General features: G+C 64.2%; 13 protein-coding genes and 1 pseudogene. 7 read left to right on the plus strand and 7 right to left on the minus strand.

Annotated features, from left to right (window positions below):
- Nucleotides 1-42: 42 nt before the first annotated feature.
- From ACFYO1_RS26460 to ACFYO1_RS26485, 6 genes and pseudogenes are all read right to left on the minus strand, one after another.
- Nucleotides 43-1,671, minus strand: a complete 1,629-nt coding sequence (locus ACFYO1_RS26460) for a DNA/RNA helicase domain-containing protein (RefSeq protein ID WP_387236310.1) — start codon at nucleotides 1,669-1,671, stop codon at nucleotides 43-45.
- Between the two features lie 1,268 nt (nucleotides 1,672-2,939).
- Nucleotides 2,940-3,587 (minus strand): hypothetical protein, encoded by a 648-nt coding sequence (locus ACFYO1_RS26465; protein WP_387236313.1) that lies wholly within the window; start codon nucleotides 3,585-3,587, stop codon nucleotides 2,940-2,942.
- Entirely contained in the window at nucleotides 3,584-3,895 is a 312-nt protein-coding gene (locus ACFYO1_RS26470; RefSeq protein WP_387236316.1) for a PadR family transcriptional regulator, read from the minus strand. Before ACFYO1_RS26470 ends, ACFYO1_RS26465 begins: the two co-directional genes overlap by 4 nt.
- Nucleotides 3,896-3,924: 29 nt before the next feature.
- Nucleotides 3,925-5,282, minus strand: a pseudogene (locus ACFYO1_RS26475) (IS256 family transposase).
- A gap of 134 nt (nucleotides 5,283-5,416) precedes the next feature.
- On the minus strand, nucleotides 5,417-6,679 hold the full coding sequence (locus tag ACFYO1_RS26480) for an alpha/beta fold hydrolase (protein WP_387236319.1): 1,263 nt from the start codon (nucleotides 6,677-6,679) through the stop codon (nucleotides 5,417-5,419).
- Nucleotides 6,680-6,733: 54 nt separating this feature from the next.
- Nucleotides 6,734-7,627 (minus strand): DMT family transporter, encoded by an 894-nt coding sequence (locus ACFYO1_RS26485; protein ID WP_387236322.1) that lies wholly within the window; start codon nucleotides 7,625-7,627, stop codon nucleotides 6,734-6,736.
- 68 nt (nucleotides 7,628-7,695) lie between these two features.
- Here ACFYO1_RS26485 and ACFYO1_RS26490 point away from each other — a divergent pair, with 68 nt between their 5' ends.
- The 7 genes from ACFYO1_RS26490 to ACFYO1_RS26520 all read left to right on the plus strand — a co-directional run bounded on the left by ACFYO1_RS26490 (nucleotide 7,696) and on the right by ACFYO1_RS26520 (nucleotide 16,931).
- On the plus strand, nucleotides 7,696-8,547 hold the full coding sequence (locus ACFYO1_RS26490) for a LysR family transcriptional regulator (protein WP_387236325.1): 852 nt from the start codon (nucleotides 7,696-7,698) through the stop codon (nucleotides 8,545-8,547).
- 105 nt (nucleotides 8,548-8,652) lie between these two features.
- The gene (locus ACFYO1_RS26495; RefSeq protein WP_387236328.1) at nucleotides 8,653-11,598 is read left to right on the plus strand and encodes a BTAD domain-containing putative transcriptional regulator; all 2,946 of its coding nucleotides are present in this window, start codon (nucleotides 8,653-8,655) and stop codon (nucleotides 11,596-11,598) included.
- Between the two features lie 147 nt (nucleotides 11,599-11,745).
- The gene (locus tag ACFYO1_RS26500) at nucleotides 11,746-12,996 is read left to right on the plus strand and encodes a hypothetical protein (RefSeq protein WP_387236331.1); all 1,251 of its coding nucleotides are present in this window, start codon (nucleotides 11,746-11,748) and stop codon (nucleotides 12,994-12,996) included.
- Nucleotides 12,997-13,345: 349 nt separating this feature from the next.
- The gene (locus tag ACFYO1_RS26505; RefSeq protein ID WP_387236333.1) at nucleotides 13,346-13,912 is read left to right on the plus strand and encodes a hypothetical protein; all 567 of its coding nucleotides are present in this window, start codon (nucleotides 13,346-13,348) and stop codon (nucleotides 13,910-13,912) included.
- Nucleotides 13,913-14,415: 503 nt separating this feature from the next.
- On the plus strand, nucleotides 14,416-15,627 hold the full coding sequence (locus ACFYO1_RS26510; RefSeq protein WP_387236335.1) for a hypothetical protein: 1,212 nt from the start codon (nucleotides 14,416-14,418) through the stop codon (nucleotides 15,625-15,627).
- A 132-nt stretch (nucleotides 15,628-15,759) separates the two neighbouring features.
- Nucleotides 15,760-16,224: a hypothetical protein gene (locus tag ACFYO1_RS26515; protein WP_387236337.1), complete on the plus strand. Its 465-nt coding sequence runs from the start codon at nucleotides 15,760-15,762 to the stop codon at nucleotides 16,222-16,224.
- Between the two features lie 98 nt (nucleotides 16,225-16,322).
- Nucleotides 16,323-16,931 (plus strand): hypothetical protein, encoded by a 609-nt coding sequence (locus ACFYO1_RS26520; protein WP_387236340.1) that lies wholly within the window; start codon nucleotides 16,323-16,325, stop codon nucleotides 16,929-16,931.
- A gap of 391 nt (nucleotides 16,932-17,322) precedes the next feature.
- Here ACFYO1_RS26520 and ACFYO1_RS26525 read toward each other — a convergent pair whose 3' ends face one another.
- Complete coding sequence (locus ACFYO1_RS26525) at nucleotides 17,323-17,994, minus strand: hypothetical protein (RefSeq protein ID WP_387236342.1); 672 nt, start codon at nucleotides 17,992-17,994, stop codon at nucleotides 17,323-17,325.
- Nucleotides 17,995-18,626 lie beyond the last annotated feature (632 nt).

Here is an 18,626-nt window from a genome sequence, read left to right on the forward strand (position 1 = left end):
GGCTTAGTTATCGTTTGACTTATTGATTCGCTTGGTCACAAGTCAGTCAACGAGACTCGCGAGGAACTCTTGCGTCGCTGGATCCACTGCATAGATAACTACGCCTCGCATTCCACGCGTTAGCAACACTTTGTATGAGTTTCGCACCAAATTATCGAACTGTTGATCATAGACTGGTTTACCCTTCGTGCCTTTCAGCGCACGATCCATATTGGCGTCCCGGCGAATAGTCAGGTTCTGCCCGTCGACAACGATGTCCTGCCCGAGTATGACGCCGGCCCAGTCATATTCGAAGCCCTGTGCTGTATAGACGGAGCCGATCTGATCGAAGCCGCGCGGATCCGTTGCCCAAAACTCCGCAGGAGGAGCTGCGTCGGTCAGTTTACGGTCAAATTTGGCCCATGGTTTCGACCAGTTCCCGATCGTGACGTCGTTTACAAGCGAACCATCCGTACGCAACTGCTTATTCCACGGCCAGCAGTATCCTGCCGCGATGCGCGCAGTCTCGCCACCGTTGATCTTCGTGCGGAGGAAGTCTTCCATCTCCTGCGGTGAGGCCGCGACTCGCACATCGAAGTTTTTGTCGCCCTTCCATTTTGTAGGTCCCAATGCTCGCAGCCCGAGCAGATTCAACATCCACTCCTCGTACGCAGCACTCCCTCCGTAGCGGAACCGGCCGTCGAGACTGATACGGATCACCGGAAGCCCTAGACGTGCCGCATGATCAGTGATCAGATCAACTGTTCCAACTTCATCGGGCCTGACGATCTGATTCTCGTCCAGAAAAAAAACTGGAACCCTTGCGGCCGATATCAATTCATCAACTTGGGGCCGGTCTGTTTTCAACCCCCGTGGGGCGAATCTGTTCGAGGATGTTCTCTGGATTCGATGAGCGTCGTCGCAGATCAGCACATCAACCCCGTTCGGCGCAGCGGTAGCTAGGTTGCTGTAGTAAGTGAACAGCTGCCGCATATCAGGCCTTCCCTTGCCCACAGATTTCCTCATGTATTCGATGCGGGCAGAGGATCCGGACGCATACACTACCCGACGGTGATCATGCCGAAGGGCAGAAAGCAAAGACATTGCGATCATGCTCTTTCCGCTTCCGGGCCCGCCCATGACGATGATGACTCGCTTATTGTCTGCCTCGAAGGCATGTTTAACCTGGCTCAGTACACTCTCGTACGGCACATGGGAATGAGCTCCTGACCACACGCTCTGCGTAACCCCAAGGTCCAAGGATTGATCAAGTTGATCTACCGGCACGTGCGAGTCCGGCGAGGGTGGATCAAGTTCATCGGGATGGTCGCGAACAGCCCACTGCCATACCTCAAGCCCTCCTTGTTGATGCGATGGAGTCAACTCGATAGGCGAGTCGTCCGACACTCGATCCGGCAGCAGAATCCAGTTCGGCGACGCATCTAGCGCGACAGCTAGCGCCATCAGATCGTCGACATCGATCCGCCGCTGCCCCTTCTCCACCTTCGCTAACGCTGAGATATCGATTGGCCGGCCAAGGTCCGCCAGCTTCGATGCCAGAGCGTGGAGAGTAAGACCTTGGTGACGGCGGAGGTCTCGCACGCGCTGCCCTACCCGGATCCCCGCAGGACCCAGCGCCGCTACTTGCTTAGCCATGGCAGAACCATAGCTCATTTTGTCGAAAATCAACATATAAAATGTTTCCCTTGACCAAAGAGGTTCTGGCGTGGAGGCTTGTCGTCAGAGACGGCTAATCGGCGCCCGAAAAGGCAACTACTCCTACAGGCAACGGGCGTTCTCGGCACGACCGTGGTTAACAGGGAGGACGAGAATGCCACCAGTAACCGGCTCCGGCGGCCAGCGGCCGCGTGGCCGATCCGGAAGCGGCGATCGAGACGAGTCGATCGTCTCTTTGCGGTCAGCGGTAATCATCGGCATATCGGTTCTGGTCGGCCTGTGCGCTGGGGCAACGGCGGCGGCAGCTGCCGGATTGCCCGTTGCAAAAGCCTATGGCGGGAGCGCTGGCCTCGCAGCGGGATTCGTCGCGGCCATCGCGGCCGGGCTACTCGCTGCACTGGCAACTGCTCGTCACCTCCACGATCTAATCGACCGCGGAAGGAACTAGGTTCACGTCGTCTTCAGGTGGTGCTATGAGGTCGACCTGCTGGTCGCATCGGGGTGCCGCGCTTGTTGAGTCCGCGGTTGATGCTGCTGGAGGGAAATCCGGTCAATCTGCTGCAGGCGACCAGAGAGTGTCCTTCCAGGTAGAGCCGTTCGGCCCGGTCGATGTCGGCTTCGGTCAAGGACTGATAGCGCCGCGTGACGCCACACTTAGTCAGCAAACCGAGAACCGCGCTCTTGGATACGCGATAATTTTTGGCGAGCTCCATAGTGGATGCGCCACCGACGTATGCCTGGACCAACTCCTCAACCACGGACTCCGACAACCGACGTTCGAGCCGCTGAAAGGCTTGACGTTTCGACTTTGATCGCGATGGCCGTTTGGGGCCGCGCCTCACCGCCGGTGCATCCACTGCCTCGATCTTGGCACGGGCAGCTTCAAGTTCCCGCAGGTCAGCACGGTTTGAATAACGTCCCGCTAGGTCCACAGATGAAGTACCAGGTAGACGGCAGTTATGTCTTCCTACTCCGCCTGCTCCACGCCCACACCGTAGAGCAAACGTGGAGCAGCTGATCGCATCGACGCCGTCCTACTAGGTTGCGAGTTAGGGGGTACTCGGGCGCCATGAGGCCTAGTTGTGTTGTCTCATAACGTTGGTTCCTCGGCGGTGAGGTCGAGCGCGAGTTGCTCGGGTCGCATGATCGGTTCGGCCGGGATGACGATTCCGGTCTCGGTCGGTCGGTAGGTGCGTAGCGGGACACGGCTGTCGGGCGGGCGGTGGATGATTCCGAGATGCTGCACGACTGACAAGCCGTGGCACCGGCCACGAATTCGATCGTCAGTCCCGCATCTCCATGATGATTTCCCGGCGACGCCGAGCCCCCCGTCGCCTGTTCCATGCTCGATTCCACGGCGTACGTGCGTATTTGTCGACTTGTCCGCCAGCAGCGACGATCTTGGCTGCCAGTGTGGCTGGCGTCGACGACGCCCGAATGTCGCTCTCTTCCAATCTCACACCAGTAAGCTTGTCGAGCGCATCGATTACGTCCCTGAGCACCACGAGACACCCCGTGAAGTCGAACAGGCTGTCATCGAAACCGATCCGGACACTCAACGGACCATCTTCTTCCTGTGGTTCACTCTGATCGAGGGCTGCCGTTAAGGCTCTGACCTCCCACTTCTCTTCAAGAAGTACCGAAGCGAATACGAAAGCCACCATTGCCTCGGCACGCCCTCGTCTCCGGCGTGCAGCGAGCCGCTGCGGGATGGCGTCGACCAACACGACTTCCAACTGCTCGGCAACGAATAGTGGTCGTTCGATCCGCTGGATCGCGTAGAGCTCAGCAATCAATTCCTGACGCCGCGGATCGCCGTACGGATACACCTTGACCATGATCCGCAGGACGAAACCCGGCGCAAAGCCGAAGAACGCGATGGCAAGAAGCAGCGTAGGCCACGACGCGATAGCACCAATGAGTTCTGTCATCTCACCCAACCGAGATTCATTGCGGCAAAACGTCTGTCGTTGCGAGCTGCACGAAGTGCCGCACCTAGTTCCTCCCTTCCTAGCATCGTTAGCGTGTAGTAACGGCGCGGTGGGCGCTTCTCCTTGATCGTTGCCGGGTCCTCCCACCCGTCGGCCAACCACCCGTCCACCAACATTCTCGTCAGCATCGGGTAGACCACACCTGAGCGCTCACCCGAGCGTTTGACCAACTCGTAACCCCAATGATTGTCGTCAGGTCGCGACAACAGTTCAGCCGCGACCTGTATCAAACTGCGTGTCATCCGCATTGCCGTAGTCTACATAGGTAATACACGAGCTATGATGGGTCTGTCCAGATACCAGATAACGGTGTAACTCGGGTTGATTGAGATTTCCGTCCGGCGGTGAGTCGGCCGTCGAAGGTGATGTCGAAGGCGTTCAACGCTGCTTTCCAGCGGGTGATCCAGCGTTTCTGGCCCTCGCCGGTCGGGTCGAGGGCCATGAGGGCGAGGTAGACGCATTTTCAGGGCGGCTTGTTCGTTGGGGAAGTGGCCGCGGGCGCGGACTGCGCGGCGGATGCGGGCGTTGACCGACTCGATCGCGCTCGTGGAGCAGATAACGCGGCGGATCTCGGTGTCGAAGGCCAGGAACGGGGTGAACTCGGCCCACGAGTTCTCCCAAAGCCGCACGATCGCAGGATATTTCGTGCCCCACACCTGCGTGAACTCGTGAAGCCGTTCCAGCGCCGCGGCTTCGGTGGGTGCGGTGTAGATCGGTTTGAGGGCTTTGGCGATCGCGGCCCAGTCCTGGCGTCCGGCATAGGCGAACGACGCGCGCAGCAGGTGAACGATGCAGGTCTGGACCACCGCGGCCGCCCAAGTCTGCCGGATCGCCTCGGGCAGTCCCTTGAGCCCGTCGCAGACGAGCATGCAGACATCGTCGATGCCACGGTTTTTCAGCTCGGTCAGGATCTCCCAACCAGAACTTCGCGCCCTCCCCGCCGTCACCGGCCCAGAGCCCCAGGATCTCGCGGCCCGCCCTCGACCGTGACGCCAACGCGACATAGATCGGCCGGTTGGCGACTTTGCCGTCGCGGATCTTGACGTGGATGGCGTCGAGGAAGACCACCGGATAAACCCAGCCCAGAGGCCGGTTCTGCCATTCGGCCATCCCGTCCATGACCTTGTCGGTGATCGTCGAGATCGTCTGCTTGGACACCTCGGCGCCATAGACCTCGCGCAGATGCGCGCAGATCTCACCATGGGCCAGCCCCTTGGCCGAGAGCGACAGCACCATGTTCTCCACCCCGTTGAGCCGACGCTGGCGCTTGCGCACGATCTGCGGTTCGAAGCTGGAGTCACGGTCACGCGGGACGTCGATCTGGACCGGACCGACATCGGTCACGATCGTTTTCGATCGGGTTCCGTTACGCGAATTCGGTGTTCCCCGTCCGGCCGGATCGCTGTGGTCGTAGCCGAGATGATCGGTGATCTCCCCGTCGAGCGCGGACTCGACCACCAGCTTGGTCAGCTGCCCCAGCAACCCGTCCTCGCCGGTCAGCTGCAGCCCGCTCGCGCGGGCCTGGGCCACGAGCCGGCCCACCACATCGGCATCCACCGCTGTCGTCTTCGTTTTCCTGGCTCTGGCCACCGCGTCAGTATCGACCAACTCGGCACTCGCCACATCAGAGTTCATGTGCCACTCCTCGTTTCGGAGTTACACCGCTGTTCTTACAGTCCGCCGGATTGCGGAGTTGTCGTTGAAGTCGGGTGACATCCTCGCCCTCGAGTCTCGATCCGGGAGGGCGGTTGTCCTCGGTGACGCTCACTTCAGAGCTCCCCGTGCAGCATTCGCAGCAGATGGTCGAGAACGCGTCCGTTGCTGACGCGAAGACCGTCGTGCTCGTGCTCGTTGGTGGCCCACAGGCGTAGGCCACGGATGGTGTCAGCGGTTTGCAGCGAGTAGGTGGCGTCGACGTACATGTCGTCGAGGTAGACGGCGGCGGCTACGGCGACGTTGTTGTCGGCCAGGCGCTGAGGGTCGTAGAGGTCGGGCCAGTCCTTGCGGGCGAACGATATTTCCGCGGCCTCGTGTAGGGGCGCGAGGTAGGGCTGGTCGAAATGGCATCTGTAGGTCATCTCGCCGGTGAACAGCACCGGGTCGTCCCCGGCCAATGCGGCGCGCGCGTCGAACTGCGGAAACTCGGCGCGTACCCGCTCGGCGGCCCAGTTCGTCGCGCCAGTTTTGCGCTGGGCGTAGGTGAGTTCGTGCATGAGCGGGTTCAGCGGCAGTTGGGCGTAGCTGAGGAAAGCCGCGGTGCGGGCGAGGAAACTGTCGGACAGTTCCGCTCCGGCCCAGGTGTCTTCGAGCAGGTAGTGGAGCACGTCCGCGCCGTCGCGCGTGCCGAGCATCAGGCCGAGCGACTGGAACGCCTCGACGGTGAGCAAGGATCCGTCCGGCAGGGGCGCCGGGCGCTCGATCAGGTGCGCGGCGATGCGGCGGACGGCGGCGGCGTCTTGCGGGTACCGGCGGTAGTAGGCGGTGTTCTTGCGGTGCACGCGCGGATAGGTGGCGCGATAGACCTCGTCGGCGGTGACGCGCAAACCGGGAAGACCGCCGGTGATCATCGCTTCACGCAGGCCCTCGGGCGCGAACGAGAGGTACGTGACGGTGCACATGCCGCCGAAGCTCTGGCCGAGCACCGACCACGGTTCGCCGACCAGTTCGCGCCTGATCAGTTCGGCGTCGCGGACGATGGCGTCGGCGCGGAAATGGGTGAGATAGTCGGCCTGCGCGGCGGGCTCGCCCCGGGCCGGGAGCGTTTGCCGGGTGATCGGGGTGGAGCGGCCCGTGCCGCGCTGGTCGAGCAGCAGGACGCGGTAGTCGTCGAGTGCGCGGTCCAGCCAGGACTCCCGGCCGATCGGACGCGGCGGCAGCATGCCGGGGCCGCCTTGCAGGAACAGCAGCCAAGGAAGTCGCTCGCGTCCGGTGGCCACCACCTCGCGCGCGTAGACCTCGATGTGCTCGCCTTCCGGCTGATCGTGGTCGAGGGGAACGGAGAAGAAGTGATCGGTCAGCGTTATACCGCGCACGGGAGGGTCCTTTCCTGAAACAACTTATAGCGCTTGCGCGTACGTGGAGCGGCGTCAACCGCCTCTCGACTTCGTGAGGATGCTGATGGCGTTCGCCGCGATGATGGCCGCGATGCTCGACCAGGCCGGCAGATCGAGATTCTGTCCCAGCACGAGCACGCCGATGACTGCGGCGAACACGGGATTGACGCTCATGAACAATCCGAACACCGCGGCGGGGACGCGGCGCAGCGTGAACAGGTCCGCGAGGAAAGGCATTGCGGAGGACAGGATTCCGGCCGTGACGGCCGCACCGACCGCCCCGGCGGAAGGCGAGTGATGCACCACGACGAAGGCTCCGATGGGCAGGTAAACCAAGGCGGACAGCCCCGCCGCGGCGGTCGTGCCCTCGGCGCCGGGGAAGCGCTGCCCGATGGAACGGTTGAGCAGGATGTACGCGGCCCAGCACGCGGCGGCGAGCAGCGCGAGCCCCATCCCGAGGTAGTCGGCCGTAGGGCGAGGACGCATCAGTACGACCACTCCCGCCGCGGCAAGTACCGCACAGCCCAGGTCCACGCGTCTGCGCGAGCCGGCCAGCGCGATCGCGAGCGGACCGAGGAACTCCAGGGTCACCGCCAGCCCGAGACCGATCCGGTCGATCGCGGTATACAGCGACAGATTCACCACCCCGAGGACGGCCGCGAGCACCAGCACCGGCCCCCACTGACCCCGCGTGAAGGACCGGACACGGGGCCGGCCGACGGCGAGCAGCACCACCGCCGCAACGCACTGACGGACCGCGACCACACCGACTGGGCCGAGCACCGGGAAGGCCAGCGATCCGATCGCGGCGCCGAGCTGGGTCGACAGGCCGCTGGCGAGCATCGTGCCGACCCCGGCCATGGGCACGCCGCCATGCGTGGGCCGGGAGGTGCCGTCCGCAGGACGAGTGGCGGGATCCGTTTGCACGCATCGATCCTGTGCCGCACCGGGCCTTGCGCAAAATGCATGGCGCACACCGACTATACGATTTGGTTATGGATATCGAGCTGCGTCAGTTGCGCTGCCTCGTCGCGATCGTGGACGAGGGCACGTTCACCGACGCGGCGATCGCTCTGGGTGTTTCCCAGGCTGCGGTCTCCCGTACCCTCGCGGCGCTCGAGCAGCGCCTCGGCGTACGGCTGCTGCGGCGTACGTCCCGCGAAACCACGCCGACCGCGATCGGACTACGCGTCGTCGCACACGCCCGGCGCGTGCTGACCGAGGTCGACAACCTGGTGCAGGAAGCCACATCGGGCCACATCGAACTCCGCATCGGCCACGCATGGTCGGCACTCGGCCGACGCACACTCGACTTTCAGCACCGGTGGCGGGACGCGCACCCGACAACGCAAATGCACCTGCTCCGCATCAACTCCCCGAGCGCCGGCCTGGCCGAAGGCACCGCGGACCTCGCGATCATCCGCAGGCCACTGACGGATCGCCGTTTCGAAGGCGCCATCGTGGGCCTGGAACCACGCTGGTGCGCGCTGGCCGCCGACGACCCGCTGGCGCGGCGCCGCTCGGTGCATCTGGACGACCTCAGCAGCCGCGTCCTGCTCGTCGACCACCGCACCGGAACGACCGGCGCGGATCTGTGGCCCGCGAACGCGCGCCCTGCGATCCAGGAGAGCCGCGACATCGACGACTGGCTCACGGTCATCGCCACCGGCCGCTGCGTGGGGGTCACCGCGCAGTCCGTCGTCGACCAGTACCCGCGCCCCGGCATCGTCTACCTGCCGGTACGCGACGCCGAACCGGTCGCCGTACGACTGGCCTGGTGGCGCGACGACCCGCACCCGGCGACCCGCGCCGTGCTCGAGCTTCTGACCGAGCTCTACCGCACGTGACCGATCGACGCCTGAGCCGCAACAAATGCGTACCCAATGCCGCCGGGAACCGGACATACCACACGGTTTGTAGGATTGTTCGAGCTTTGCGAGAAAGAGAGGCCGATGGACCCCGCGGCGCTGAGTTTCACCATGCTGGGCCGGGTCACGGTCCGCCACGGCGAACTCACGATGCCTTTGGCACGCCCACGCACCCAGGCGGTGCTGGCGGCGTTGCTGTTCGCTGCCGGTGGACCGCTGTCCGCGGCGCAACTGGTAGACGCGGTGTGGGGTGACGAACTTCCCGGCGATGCCGTTGCCTCGCTGCGTTCGCACGTGCGTTTGCTGCGCCGGCTCATCGAGCCCGACCGTGCTCCACGCACGCCGTCTTCGATTCTCGTGTCGGTGGGCGATGGATACGAACTGCGCGTGGCACCCACCGCGGTCGACGTCCGGCAGGCCGAGGAGCTGGCCCGCTCTGCCGACAATGCAAGGGCCGCAGGAAATTTCATTCAGGCGCGGGAACTTCTCGGTCGCGCGCTCGGGTTGTGGCACGGCGAGGCTCTCGCCGGCGTGCCCGGCCCGGCGGCCGCCGGTCAGCGACAGCGGTTGTCCGAGCTGCGCACGTCCCTGCTGGAGGCTCGGCTGGACGTGGATCTGCGGCTGGGGCGACACGACCAGGTGATCGGCGAATTGGCCGCGCTCAGTGCCGAATTCCCGCTGCGCGAACGCCTTCGAGGGCTGTGGATGGCCGCGCTGTATCACTGCGGGCGGCGCAGCGAGGCGCTGGCGGTCTACGCCGGCACCCGCCGCTTGCTCATCGACGAGCTCGGTATCGAACCCGGTCCGGAACTGGCCGAGCTGCATCAACGGATCCTCGATGACGACCCGGGGCTGAGCAGAGCCGAATCCCGTTCTCCAGCAAACGAGACGCCCCTCGAGGTCGGCACGAGCGTGCGGCCGGCCCAGCTCCCCAGAAACGTCGCCGACTTCACCGGCCGCGAGGCAGTCGTGCGCGAGCTGTGCGAGACGCTCGTCCCCACCGGGAGCTCCGCGCCCATCGCGATCGTCATCGGCATGGGAGGGGTCGGAAAGACCACCCTGGCAACGCATGTCGCACACGCGGTCCAGGACCGCTTCCCGGACGGACAGCTCTACGCGGACCTGCACGGAATGGACGAGCGCCCCGCGGATCCGGTGGCAGTGCTCGGCACGTTCCTGCGCACACTGGGAGTGCTCGACGGTGACCTGCCGTCCGCGGGTCCCGAGCGGGCCGGGCTGCTGCGCAGCCTGCTGGCCGATCGGCGGATTTTGCTGGTGCTCGACAACGCCGGCGGACTGGATCAGGTCATACCGCTGCTGCCGGGTGGCGGCGGCTGCGCGGTGCTGATCACCAGCCGCGCGGTGCTGCCGCTGGCCGACGCGACGATCCGGCGGCTGGATGTGCTGTCCGACGGCGAAGCACGAAACCTGTTGGGGCGCATCATCGGTGAGCAACGAATAGCGACCGAACCCGAAGCCGCTCAGGCGGTCGTCACCGCGTGCGGCAGACTGCCGTTGGCGATCCGGGTGATCGGCGCCCGGCTGGCCGCGCGCCCGCAATGGAGTATCGCCACGGTCGCGGGGCGCCTGGCCGACGAGCAGCGTCGGCTACCGGAGTTGCGGTGTGGTGATCTGGCCGTGGATGCCAGCTTCGCCTTCGGCTATCGGCAGCTGGATTCGGCGACCGCGCGGGCGTTCGTGCGATTGGCCGTCCCCGCGCTGCCGGACCTGTCGCTCGCGGCGGCGGCCGCGATCCTCGGGGTCACCCCCGCCGCCGCGATGGATGTGTGCGAGTCCCTGGTCGATCTCGGTCTGCTGCAATCGATCACAGCCGACCGCTACAGCTACCACGATCTGCTGCGGCTGTTCGCACGCACGATGGAATCGCGAACCGATCCGGAAGAAGTACTCGCACGACTGCTCGACTACTACCTGGCGACCGCGAAAACAATTGTCCGCCAACGCTATCCGGGGCACAGCCTCGACTATGTCCCGGCCACCGAGCACGGCGGCGAACCGATCCGCACGGCGGCGCGAGCGCAAGCCTGGCTCGACGCCGAGCGTGCGGGCCTGATCGCCCTGCACCGCCAGATCGCCGCCGGCCACCCGGACCTGGTGCCGGCCAGCGTGGACGTGGCGATGCTGATCAGCGAGACCATCGACACCTCGGCCCAGTCCGGCGAATTGGCGCAGGCACTGCGGCAACTCCTCGCCGTCGCCGAGCAACGCGGCGTCCCGGACACCGAGATCCGGGCGCGTCTGGCACTCGGCCTGGTACTCGCGCTGGACCTGGGCCGGGGCGCCGAAGCCGCCATCATGCTCGAGCGGGCCTGGGATCTGCTCCACCCGAACGGGAATCGCTTGCTGCTCGGCTTCGCCGAACATCTGCTCGGCGCTGCCGCGTGGGGTACCGGCCGGGACGAAGACGCGATCATGCACATGGCCGCGGCGGTCGAGTTGTTCCGCGAACTGGGCGACCCGTCGTGGGAGGGTTGGGCGTGCGCCACCCTCGCCGATCGGTACGGCGATGCCGCGCAATGGGATCGCGTCGTCGAAACCGCCGAGCGCGCACTGCGTTTGGCCGCGGAGCTCGGCGGCGCGGCCTTCGATTCACTGGCGTTGGGTCAGCTCGGGCGGGTGGCGCTGATCCGTGACCGGGACCCGGAACGGGCGCTGTCGCTGTGCACGGAAGGCGTGCGCGCGGCCCGGACCCACGGACGGCGGCTGCACCTGGGCTGGGCGCTGTTCCGGCTGGCACAGGTCGGCCTGCACGACCGTCGGTTCGATGTGGCCGAGGCAGCCGCGGCCGAGGCGGCCACGGTACTGGCCGAGGCCGCCGATCCGATCCGGCGCGGCCATGCCTTGCAGTTCCAGGCGGCCGCACTCACGGGCCAGGGCCGGATAGGCGAGGCGCGCGCAGTACGCGGCCGGCTCGATGAGTTCTACACGCGAATCGGCCTGACGCCCCCGCCGTCGGACTCGGTCGCGGATTCCATCGCGATGGCGACCGCCGGAGACCAGCGAAACTAGCCGGTCCACCAGGGCGTTCATGCTCGGCTCATCGAGCGCTCGAGCGCGCTGCCGAAGATTTCCCCGGGTAGTCCGCCCGGCTCCCTTTACGGGATCCAAATCTTTTACAGCGCATGAGCATTCGTGTGCCCTACGCCAGGAGCGAACGTGCAGTACCGACTCGGAAAGATCGACGAAGGATTCGTGCCGAAACAGTTCACGGTCTGTTACGTGACCGTATGCGAGGGCGAGATCGACAGCACGTTGCTACAGCTCGCCTTCGAACTGACCGCCCGGCGATACCCTATGCTCACCGGAACCATCGAACTCGCGAACGATGAATGCCTGCTCCACATTCCGGACGACGGCGCGGGCAGCGTGGTGACCGAGATCAGCCACGGCACCCTGTCCGACTGGTTACGCAACGGGGCGACACCGCTGAATCCCGCACGAGAGCTGGCGAAGCTGGAGATCGTGCAGGCCGGGCAGACCGCGGCGGTCAGCCTCCGGGTGTGCCACGCCATCAACGACGCTCATATGGGATTCGCGCTGCTCGCGGACTTCTGGCGTACCGCCGCGGCACTCAGCACGGGTGCGGCGCTGCTCGATCCGACGCCGATCTACCCGCGCAGCCTTGAGGATCTACTCGCCGATCGCGGGGTCACGCCGCCCGCACCGTCCCTGCCCGATCCGGGGCAGGTGTACAGCTTCACCGGCCCGCAGACACCCGGCGCACCTGGTCGCCGCCTCGCCCCCGGCGAGCGGATCACGTTGTCCGAGAACGAAACCGGTCGGCTGATACAGCACGCGCGCACACTCGGCACGACCGTGCACGCGCTGCTCGGCGCCGCGATCGTCCGGGCCGAGCGCGCGACGATCACCGAAACACCGGCCACCGCGGCCGAAACCGAGCTACCGATGCTCATCGGTCATGCCGTGGACCTGCGGCCGCATCTGCAACCAGCCGCACGGCCCGCCGACGCGACCAACGCCCTCGGCTTCGCGCCCACCGTGACCGTCTGCACGGCCGACTCCGATTTGCACCTGCTCGGCAAGGAGATCAAGGCGCAGATCGTGCACGGCATCGACAGCGGTACCGCACTCGCGACCATGTACGCGGCCGCCCATGTCATGCAGAGCGATGCCAGGGCGGTCGCCGTGAACACCGTCACCAACTGGGGTGTGGTGCCCGTCCTGGAATCCCCGAAAGGCATGCGCATCACCGATTTTCATGGATTCGCCACCTCCGGTCCGGTGCCGGAACTGAGCTACTTCGCCTACACATTCCAAGGACGGCTGAACCTCGAATTCGCCTACTCCGAACAGCACCATCGACCCGAGCGAGTCGCCCACCTGCGGAACATCGTGGTCGAGAACCTGAAACAGGTTGTCCCGGAACCCCAGCCGGCGCTTGCCTAGCGCCGCCAGGGTGCGCTGATCGCCCGTTCATCGCGAGCAATTCGGCGATGAACGGCGGCACCGGCTATGACATAGATCACAAGCCTTGCGCTTCGCCGAGCCCCGCCCCCTATAGTGTTGCACATAAGAAACAAGGTGAGCATTTTTGTTTCACATTCGGGACAAGTGAGGTTTCGTTCACGCTCCTGCGGCGTTTCTCGACCGCGTATCAAAGCCTTCCACGTCTCGTGCCGGACGGCTGACTTCTTTGCAGGTACCGACCCCTGATTCGCCGCGGCATCCGCGGCGCACGGAAAGGAACGGAATCTTGGTGCGTCAATCACGATTCGGCGTTTGCGCGAGGCTGCGAATGCAAGCGTTGGTCGCCACCCTGGTCGGCATGTGCGTCATGGGCACAAGCGGTCTGGTTTCGGCTACCGCGACCGCGGCGCCGACCCACGGCGCTCCGGTAGTACTGGCCACGAATATCGAGAACGCGGGCGCGGAACTGGCGGTGAGCGCCGGCCGCTTCGTCGAGCAGGCCGCCACCGGAGTGGTCGACCTCGTCGACGCGGCCGGACAGCTCGTCGAGCAGCTGGTCCCGGTAGTGACAGTTGACGACATGGCACGCCGGGTCAAATTCGCGATCACCGAAGGAGGTCAACGAATGCGGGTGACTGTCGAAGGCGGCATACGCGCAGGCGCCAAGGTTGTCGGCAATTTCGTGTCCGAGGCGGGCACGACAGTCATGAAATGCCTGACCGAAGGAACCGCCACAGCGCTGGAGACAGCATTGATCGCCGCGATCTCCGGCGGCATTACCGCTGTTCTGGCCGGCGGCCCCATCGGGATCGTGACGAGCGCGGCACTGGCCGGTCTCGCAGGCGCTTGGCGGGGCTTCGTGTCCGGCTGCGCCGACGGCGTCACTGCCGCCTAGTTTCCGGGCTCGGCAATCACCGATTCGGCATCGAGTTCGATTCCAGTAAGCTCTCCCGGCAGAAATTGGAGCATTCAGTGGGCAAAGTACTGACCTTCGCGGCAATACTTCCGATCGCGGCGATAGTAGCGGTTCCGGCGGCCGATGCGGTCGCCGACGACGCGACCGCCTATGTGTATATATGCGACACCGTGACAGAGCAGTCTGCTACATCCAGCGGCAGCGCAGGCGGGCCTGCGGCCAGTTCGAATCCGTTCGGGTCTCTCGGTTCCGCTTCCGTCCCGGACATGGAAATAGTGGGCAAAGGCGACTGCCGAGCGTCGACCGGGTCCATAGTGACAGGCCGCATCGATGCGGACTTCCATTTGATCGCCAAGAAACAAAGTGAGCTCTATCGGTGCCGATACGGTGCGGCCTCGATACCCCTCGAGGTGGTCGGTCGATCCTGCACAGGACCAACTCCTTTGTGAATCAGCGGCCTGATTTCAGACGGAAAGAAAACGATGCGCACGTTCCGCCTATTCACTGTGCTGATAGTTGCTTTCAGCGTGCTCGGCACCCCGCTGGTAATACCCGCAGCTCGGGCTGCAGCGGACAGCACTTTGGCGACAGTGCCGATCCGGAAGGAGGAAGGCCGCTGCGACCTCAATGCCCCAACGTTCGATGACGTGGTCGCGGCGACGTCGACAATGCTGCGAATGCTGGTTCCCACCAATCAGCTAGCGGCGTTCGACGGGAGGGTGGGCGAGGTCCGTGCCGCGCTCGCCACGGTGCGGGTACATAGAGACGGATTGCCAGTCGACCCCCGAAACGTCAATGAACGCACCGCATTTCTGGACGACCCTGTCGTCACCTATGTGGTGAACGGCTTGGACGCGGTGCGCACAGGACGGATCGACACCACAATGTCAGTCTCCCAGCTGACGGTGAACGAAGCGATCGAGGTGTTCATCCTGGCTGCCCGGATCGTAAAGATCCCCACCCAGTTGATGGCCGGCCTCGTACCCACCGGCGGGTTCTTGCTGCGGGCGGCAGTAAGTGCGACGTTCTTCGGCGTCAAAGCGCTGGCCCGACAGGTACAGAACCACCTCGCCGCCAGTTGCGCCGTACCGACGGTGTATCCAGAGCTGCGATCGGTCACCCGAGGCACCGAACACCTCGACCTGCCCGCGCCACTGATCACCCTGGCCGACAGCGTTATGCCCGCTGACGGCGTGTGCACTCCGGTCGCCGAGCTGACCACCCGCGCCGTGGTCGAACGGACCCGGGCTGTCCTGGACAGCGCCGATCTACCGCTGGACCGTTCAGCTCTCTCGGCCGCCGCCGGCACACTGCAACAGTTCCTCGATGAGCATCGGATCGCCAAGGTCGCGCTCTTACGCCGCACCGAAGAACTCGGCCCCATGGTCGACGCCTTCGACTACGCCCCTATCACCTTCCTGGCCAACCTCGGCTTCGATATCCACGAGGGCAAGGCACTCGACACCGTCGCCCTCTCCGAGATCAAGGTCGAGAATATCCTCGACCTGATAACCCTGCCCCTGGAAACCGCATCCTTGCTGATGCGGGCGACTACCACGGCCGCTGATTGGTATTTCGAACTGGGCGAGGCCGTTCTGATGCCCCTGACGACCGTCCAAACCCTCGACTTTGCGCCATCTGTATATGGTGCGCCGATCCTCAAAGGTGTTATGCAATCAATGTGCGCCGTGTAATCCGGGGCGCGTAAGACTATTACCGTTCGACATCGGTCACCTGCCGATAATGCAAGCTCTGCCGCAGGCATCTATCGCCTGCGGACCTCCAATAGCGTTCAGATAGTCTGACCCATAAGGAGTGTCAACGAGATGTTGCAAAAGCACAGCAGTCGCGCTTACGGGGTAGGCGTCGCGTTCGTTTTCACATTGGCGACGGCAGCGGCAATTGCCGCTCCCCCGGCCAATGCTTGGGTAAGTGGCATCAAGGTTTCCAGCGAACGACTGACCGTTGGTTACTCCTACAAAGTGACTGCGATTATTTCCCGCGACCTGATCTCTTTGGTTTCGTTCACCGACAACGGCGACCAGATCAACGGTAGTCCCGTGCGCCCCTGGGGATTCGAGGCAAGCGTTACCTGGACCCCGAAAACGCCCGGCACTCATGAGCTCACAGCGTGGCAGCGAATCGGCGGAATAGATTCCAAAACCATCACCGTCGTGGTGGCCGACAAAAACCCTGTCGATCCGAGCGGTGAGCGCCCCGGCACAACGGGATCCGCGAACTCGATCCCCCTGGACGGCCTGCCCGCTACAGGGTCGGCGAACCTCCCCTGAGCGTCACGCCGCATACCACAAGGCGACATCGCCGTCTCCGACGGACAATCACGCGCTATCCCATTGGGCAGTACATCTTCCATTCGAAGGAGTCATCCATGCGCCCACTCGCTTGCGCTGCCACGGTCGCGGTCACCGCCGTGGGCGCCATCGGGATCGGATCCACCGGCGCGGCCGCGGCCGCGCCGGTGCAGACGGACGCGCTACCATCCGGCCTCGAAATCATGCTCGGTACGCACGCCGGCGATAGCCCGAATCCGCGTATTGCCATGCAGACCGGCATGGCCACCTTTGTCGGACAAAGCGACAGGCTCCGGGCACCAGACGCAGCCGACGACTCCACGACCGGTGACGCCGCCTTCGACATGCGCCTCGGCGATATTCGCCTCGACCCCCACACCGAGCGCTTCAACACAGCGATAGGGGCCGCTGCCACGGAGTTCGGGCTGGCCACCGGCATCGGGACGCTGGTCGGTGGAATCGCCGGCGCATCCATCGGCTGCGGTGTCGGTGGCGTGGCCGGTGCGATCTTCGGAGCGCCCATTCTCGACGCCGGGGGGCTCACGATCATCGCAGGCTGCCTCGCCGGCGCAGGGGCCCTCATCAGCGTCGGTTCCCTCCTCGGCGCAGCCCTGCTCGGAGTCCCGGTGGGTATCGCCGCCGCGATCCAGTTTCAGAACACCATGAATGAACCCTACGACTCTTGAGCAAGAGAGCGACCGGACCGGCGACGACCGAACCCCGAACGGTGACACCACCTAAATCCTTGCACCGCAAACATTTCCGGGCAATATGAACTGAACCCGCGAATGTGCGTCCGCATTTGCCGCCCCGCCTGTCGGTAAACCAGGTGCATTTTCCAGGGACCACTCTCCACGATCCGCACTCGAATGATCGGCCCACGCCAAAGGCAAGCCATCGTTTGATTTGACCGGTTCGCGTGATGCACATAGCCCGCAGGTTGCGACCGCGGCCTCGCACGGCCGAACGGTGCAGGAGTCGCTTTCAGCAAGTGATGCCAGGTCGGCCATGACTCTCCAGAGGAGATCCTTCAGCTGACCGCACCGCCGCCGGGCACCACGGTGTGCCGCGTGTCCGCTAGACGGTTTTCGGCGGATCTCCATCAAGCAGAATCGTTCTCCATTGCTCCCTGCGCATGAGCAGTTGCAATCGGTGCACAAGGTAGTGACGGAGATATTGCCGACCTACCTGTATCCCGATATCGCGTGCGGTCAATTCAATGGCTCGCGCCAAGGCCGTCGCGTCGGGAACAGGGCGATCGGAGGTATGAATTCGCGGCGTCAACAGCATTCGCGCGAGGCGCAGGGCGACGCTGTAGGCGTCGCCGGCGCAGAACACGTCACCTTCGCGCATCGCCCGCAACAGCAGGCGATGCGAACCGACGACCAACTGCCCGTACGCGTTTCGCGTCGTCGACCACTGGACACCCCGGATACCGTCGATCACGATCGGTCGCTGACCTGCCGTGCCGAAAAGCACAGCAAGCCAGATATCTATGAGCACAATGGCAGCGGGCCCGCCAAAGCCCTCTCGGCCCTCGATGAGCTCTGCCACCTCGTCTCCGCTGGAGACCACCGCGAAGTCGAAGAGCTCATCGATCCCGTTGAAATGGAAGTAGAAGACGTCACGTGGAAGATTGCAGCGTTCCAGTAGGTCGTCGACCGCGATGCTCCTCGTCCGAAGCTCGAGCGCAAGCTGCACGCCGCTGGAAATCAGCTCATCACGGCTGCTGGTAAGACGTTTCTGCATCTACACGCTTTCTCTTAACCTGCTGTTGCGCACCACAAGGGAACATTCGACGGCCTTGGACACGACTGCCGGACGACTTCGTGAACAGGAGGCCGGTTCCACCAGAAGGTCACCCGCAAGCGTGCCGCTATCGAGCTAGAGTGTTCACATATTGCAACACTCTGTCAAGCATCTCAACCGGCCCGTACGCAACCCTCACTACGTGAGCTGGCATAAATCTCCATCGGCTCCCGATAGATGTGACACAGTGCGTCCCAATATTGAACCATACTGTGATAGGTTCCCGTTCGGCGATGAGCTTGTCGCAGGTGCCATAGCCGACCGGACCCACATCGACGGACAGGGAGGAACACATGGATAAGCCCGAAAGGCCACCGCTCGCGACCCCCATGCCTTCCGCTCAATCGCCGAATCCCGGGGAAGCGGACTTGCGCGTCCTGGTCTACTTGCGCGGAGTGCGCATGGACTTTGCCGCCTGCGTGTCGGCGGCCTGCGGCTTTCTCCGGGAGTCCAGGGCCTCCAACAGCTATGACTCGATACAGGTATCAACAGCCGATACCGGCGGCCTGCCGCGGCTCCCTTGCGAACAGCTCTACCTGGGCCCATCCGCCCGCAGAGCTCACCCGCCCGCA

Source organism: Nocardia sp. NPDC006044, assembly GCF_042871115.1.
Taxonomy (GTDB): Bacteria; Actinomycetota; Actinomycetes; order Mycobacteriales; family Mycobacteriaceae; genus Nocardia.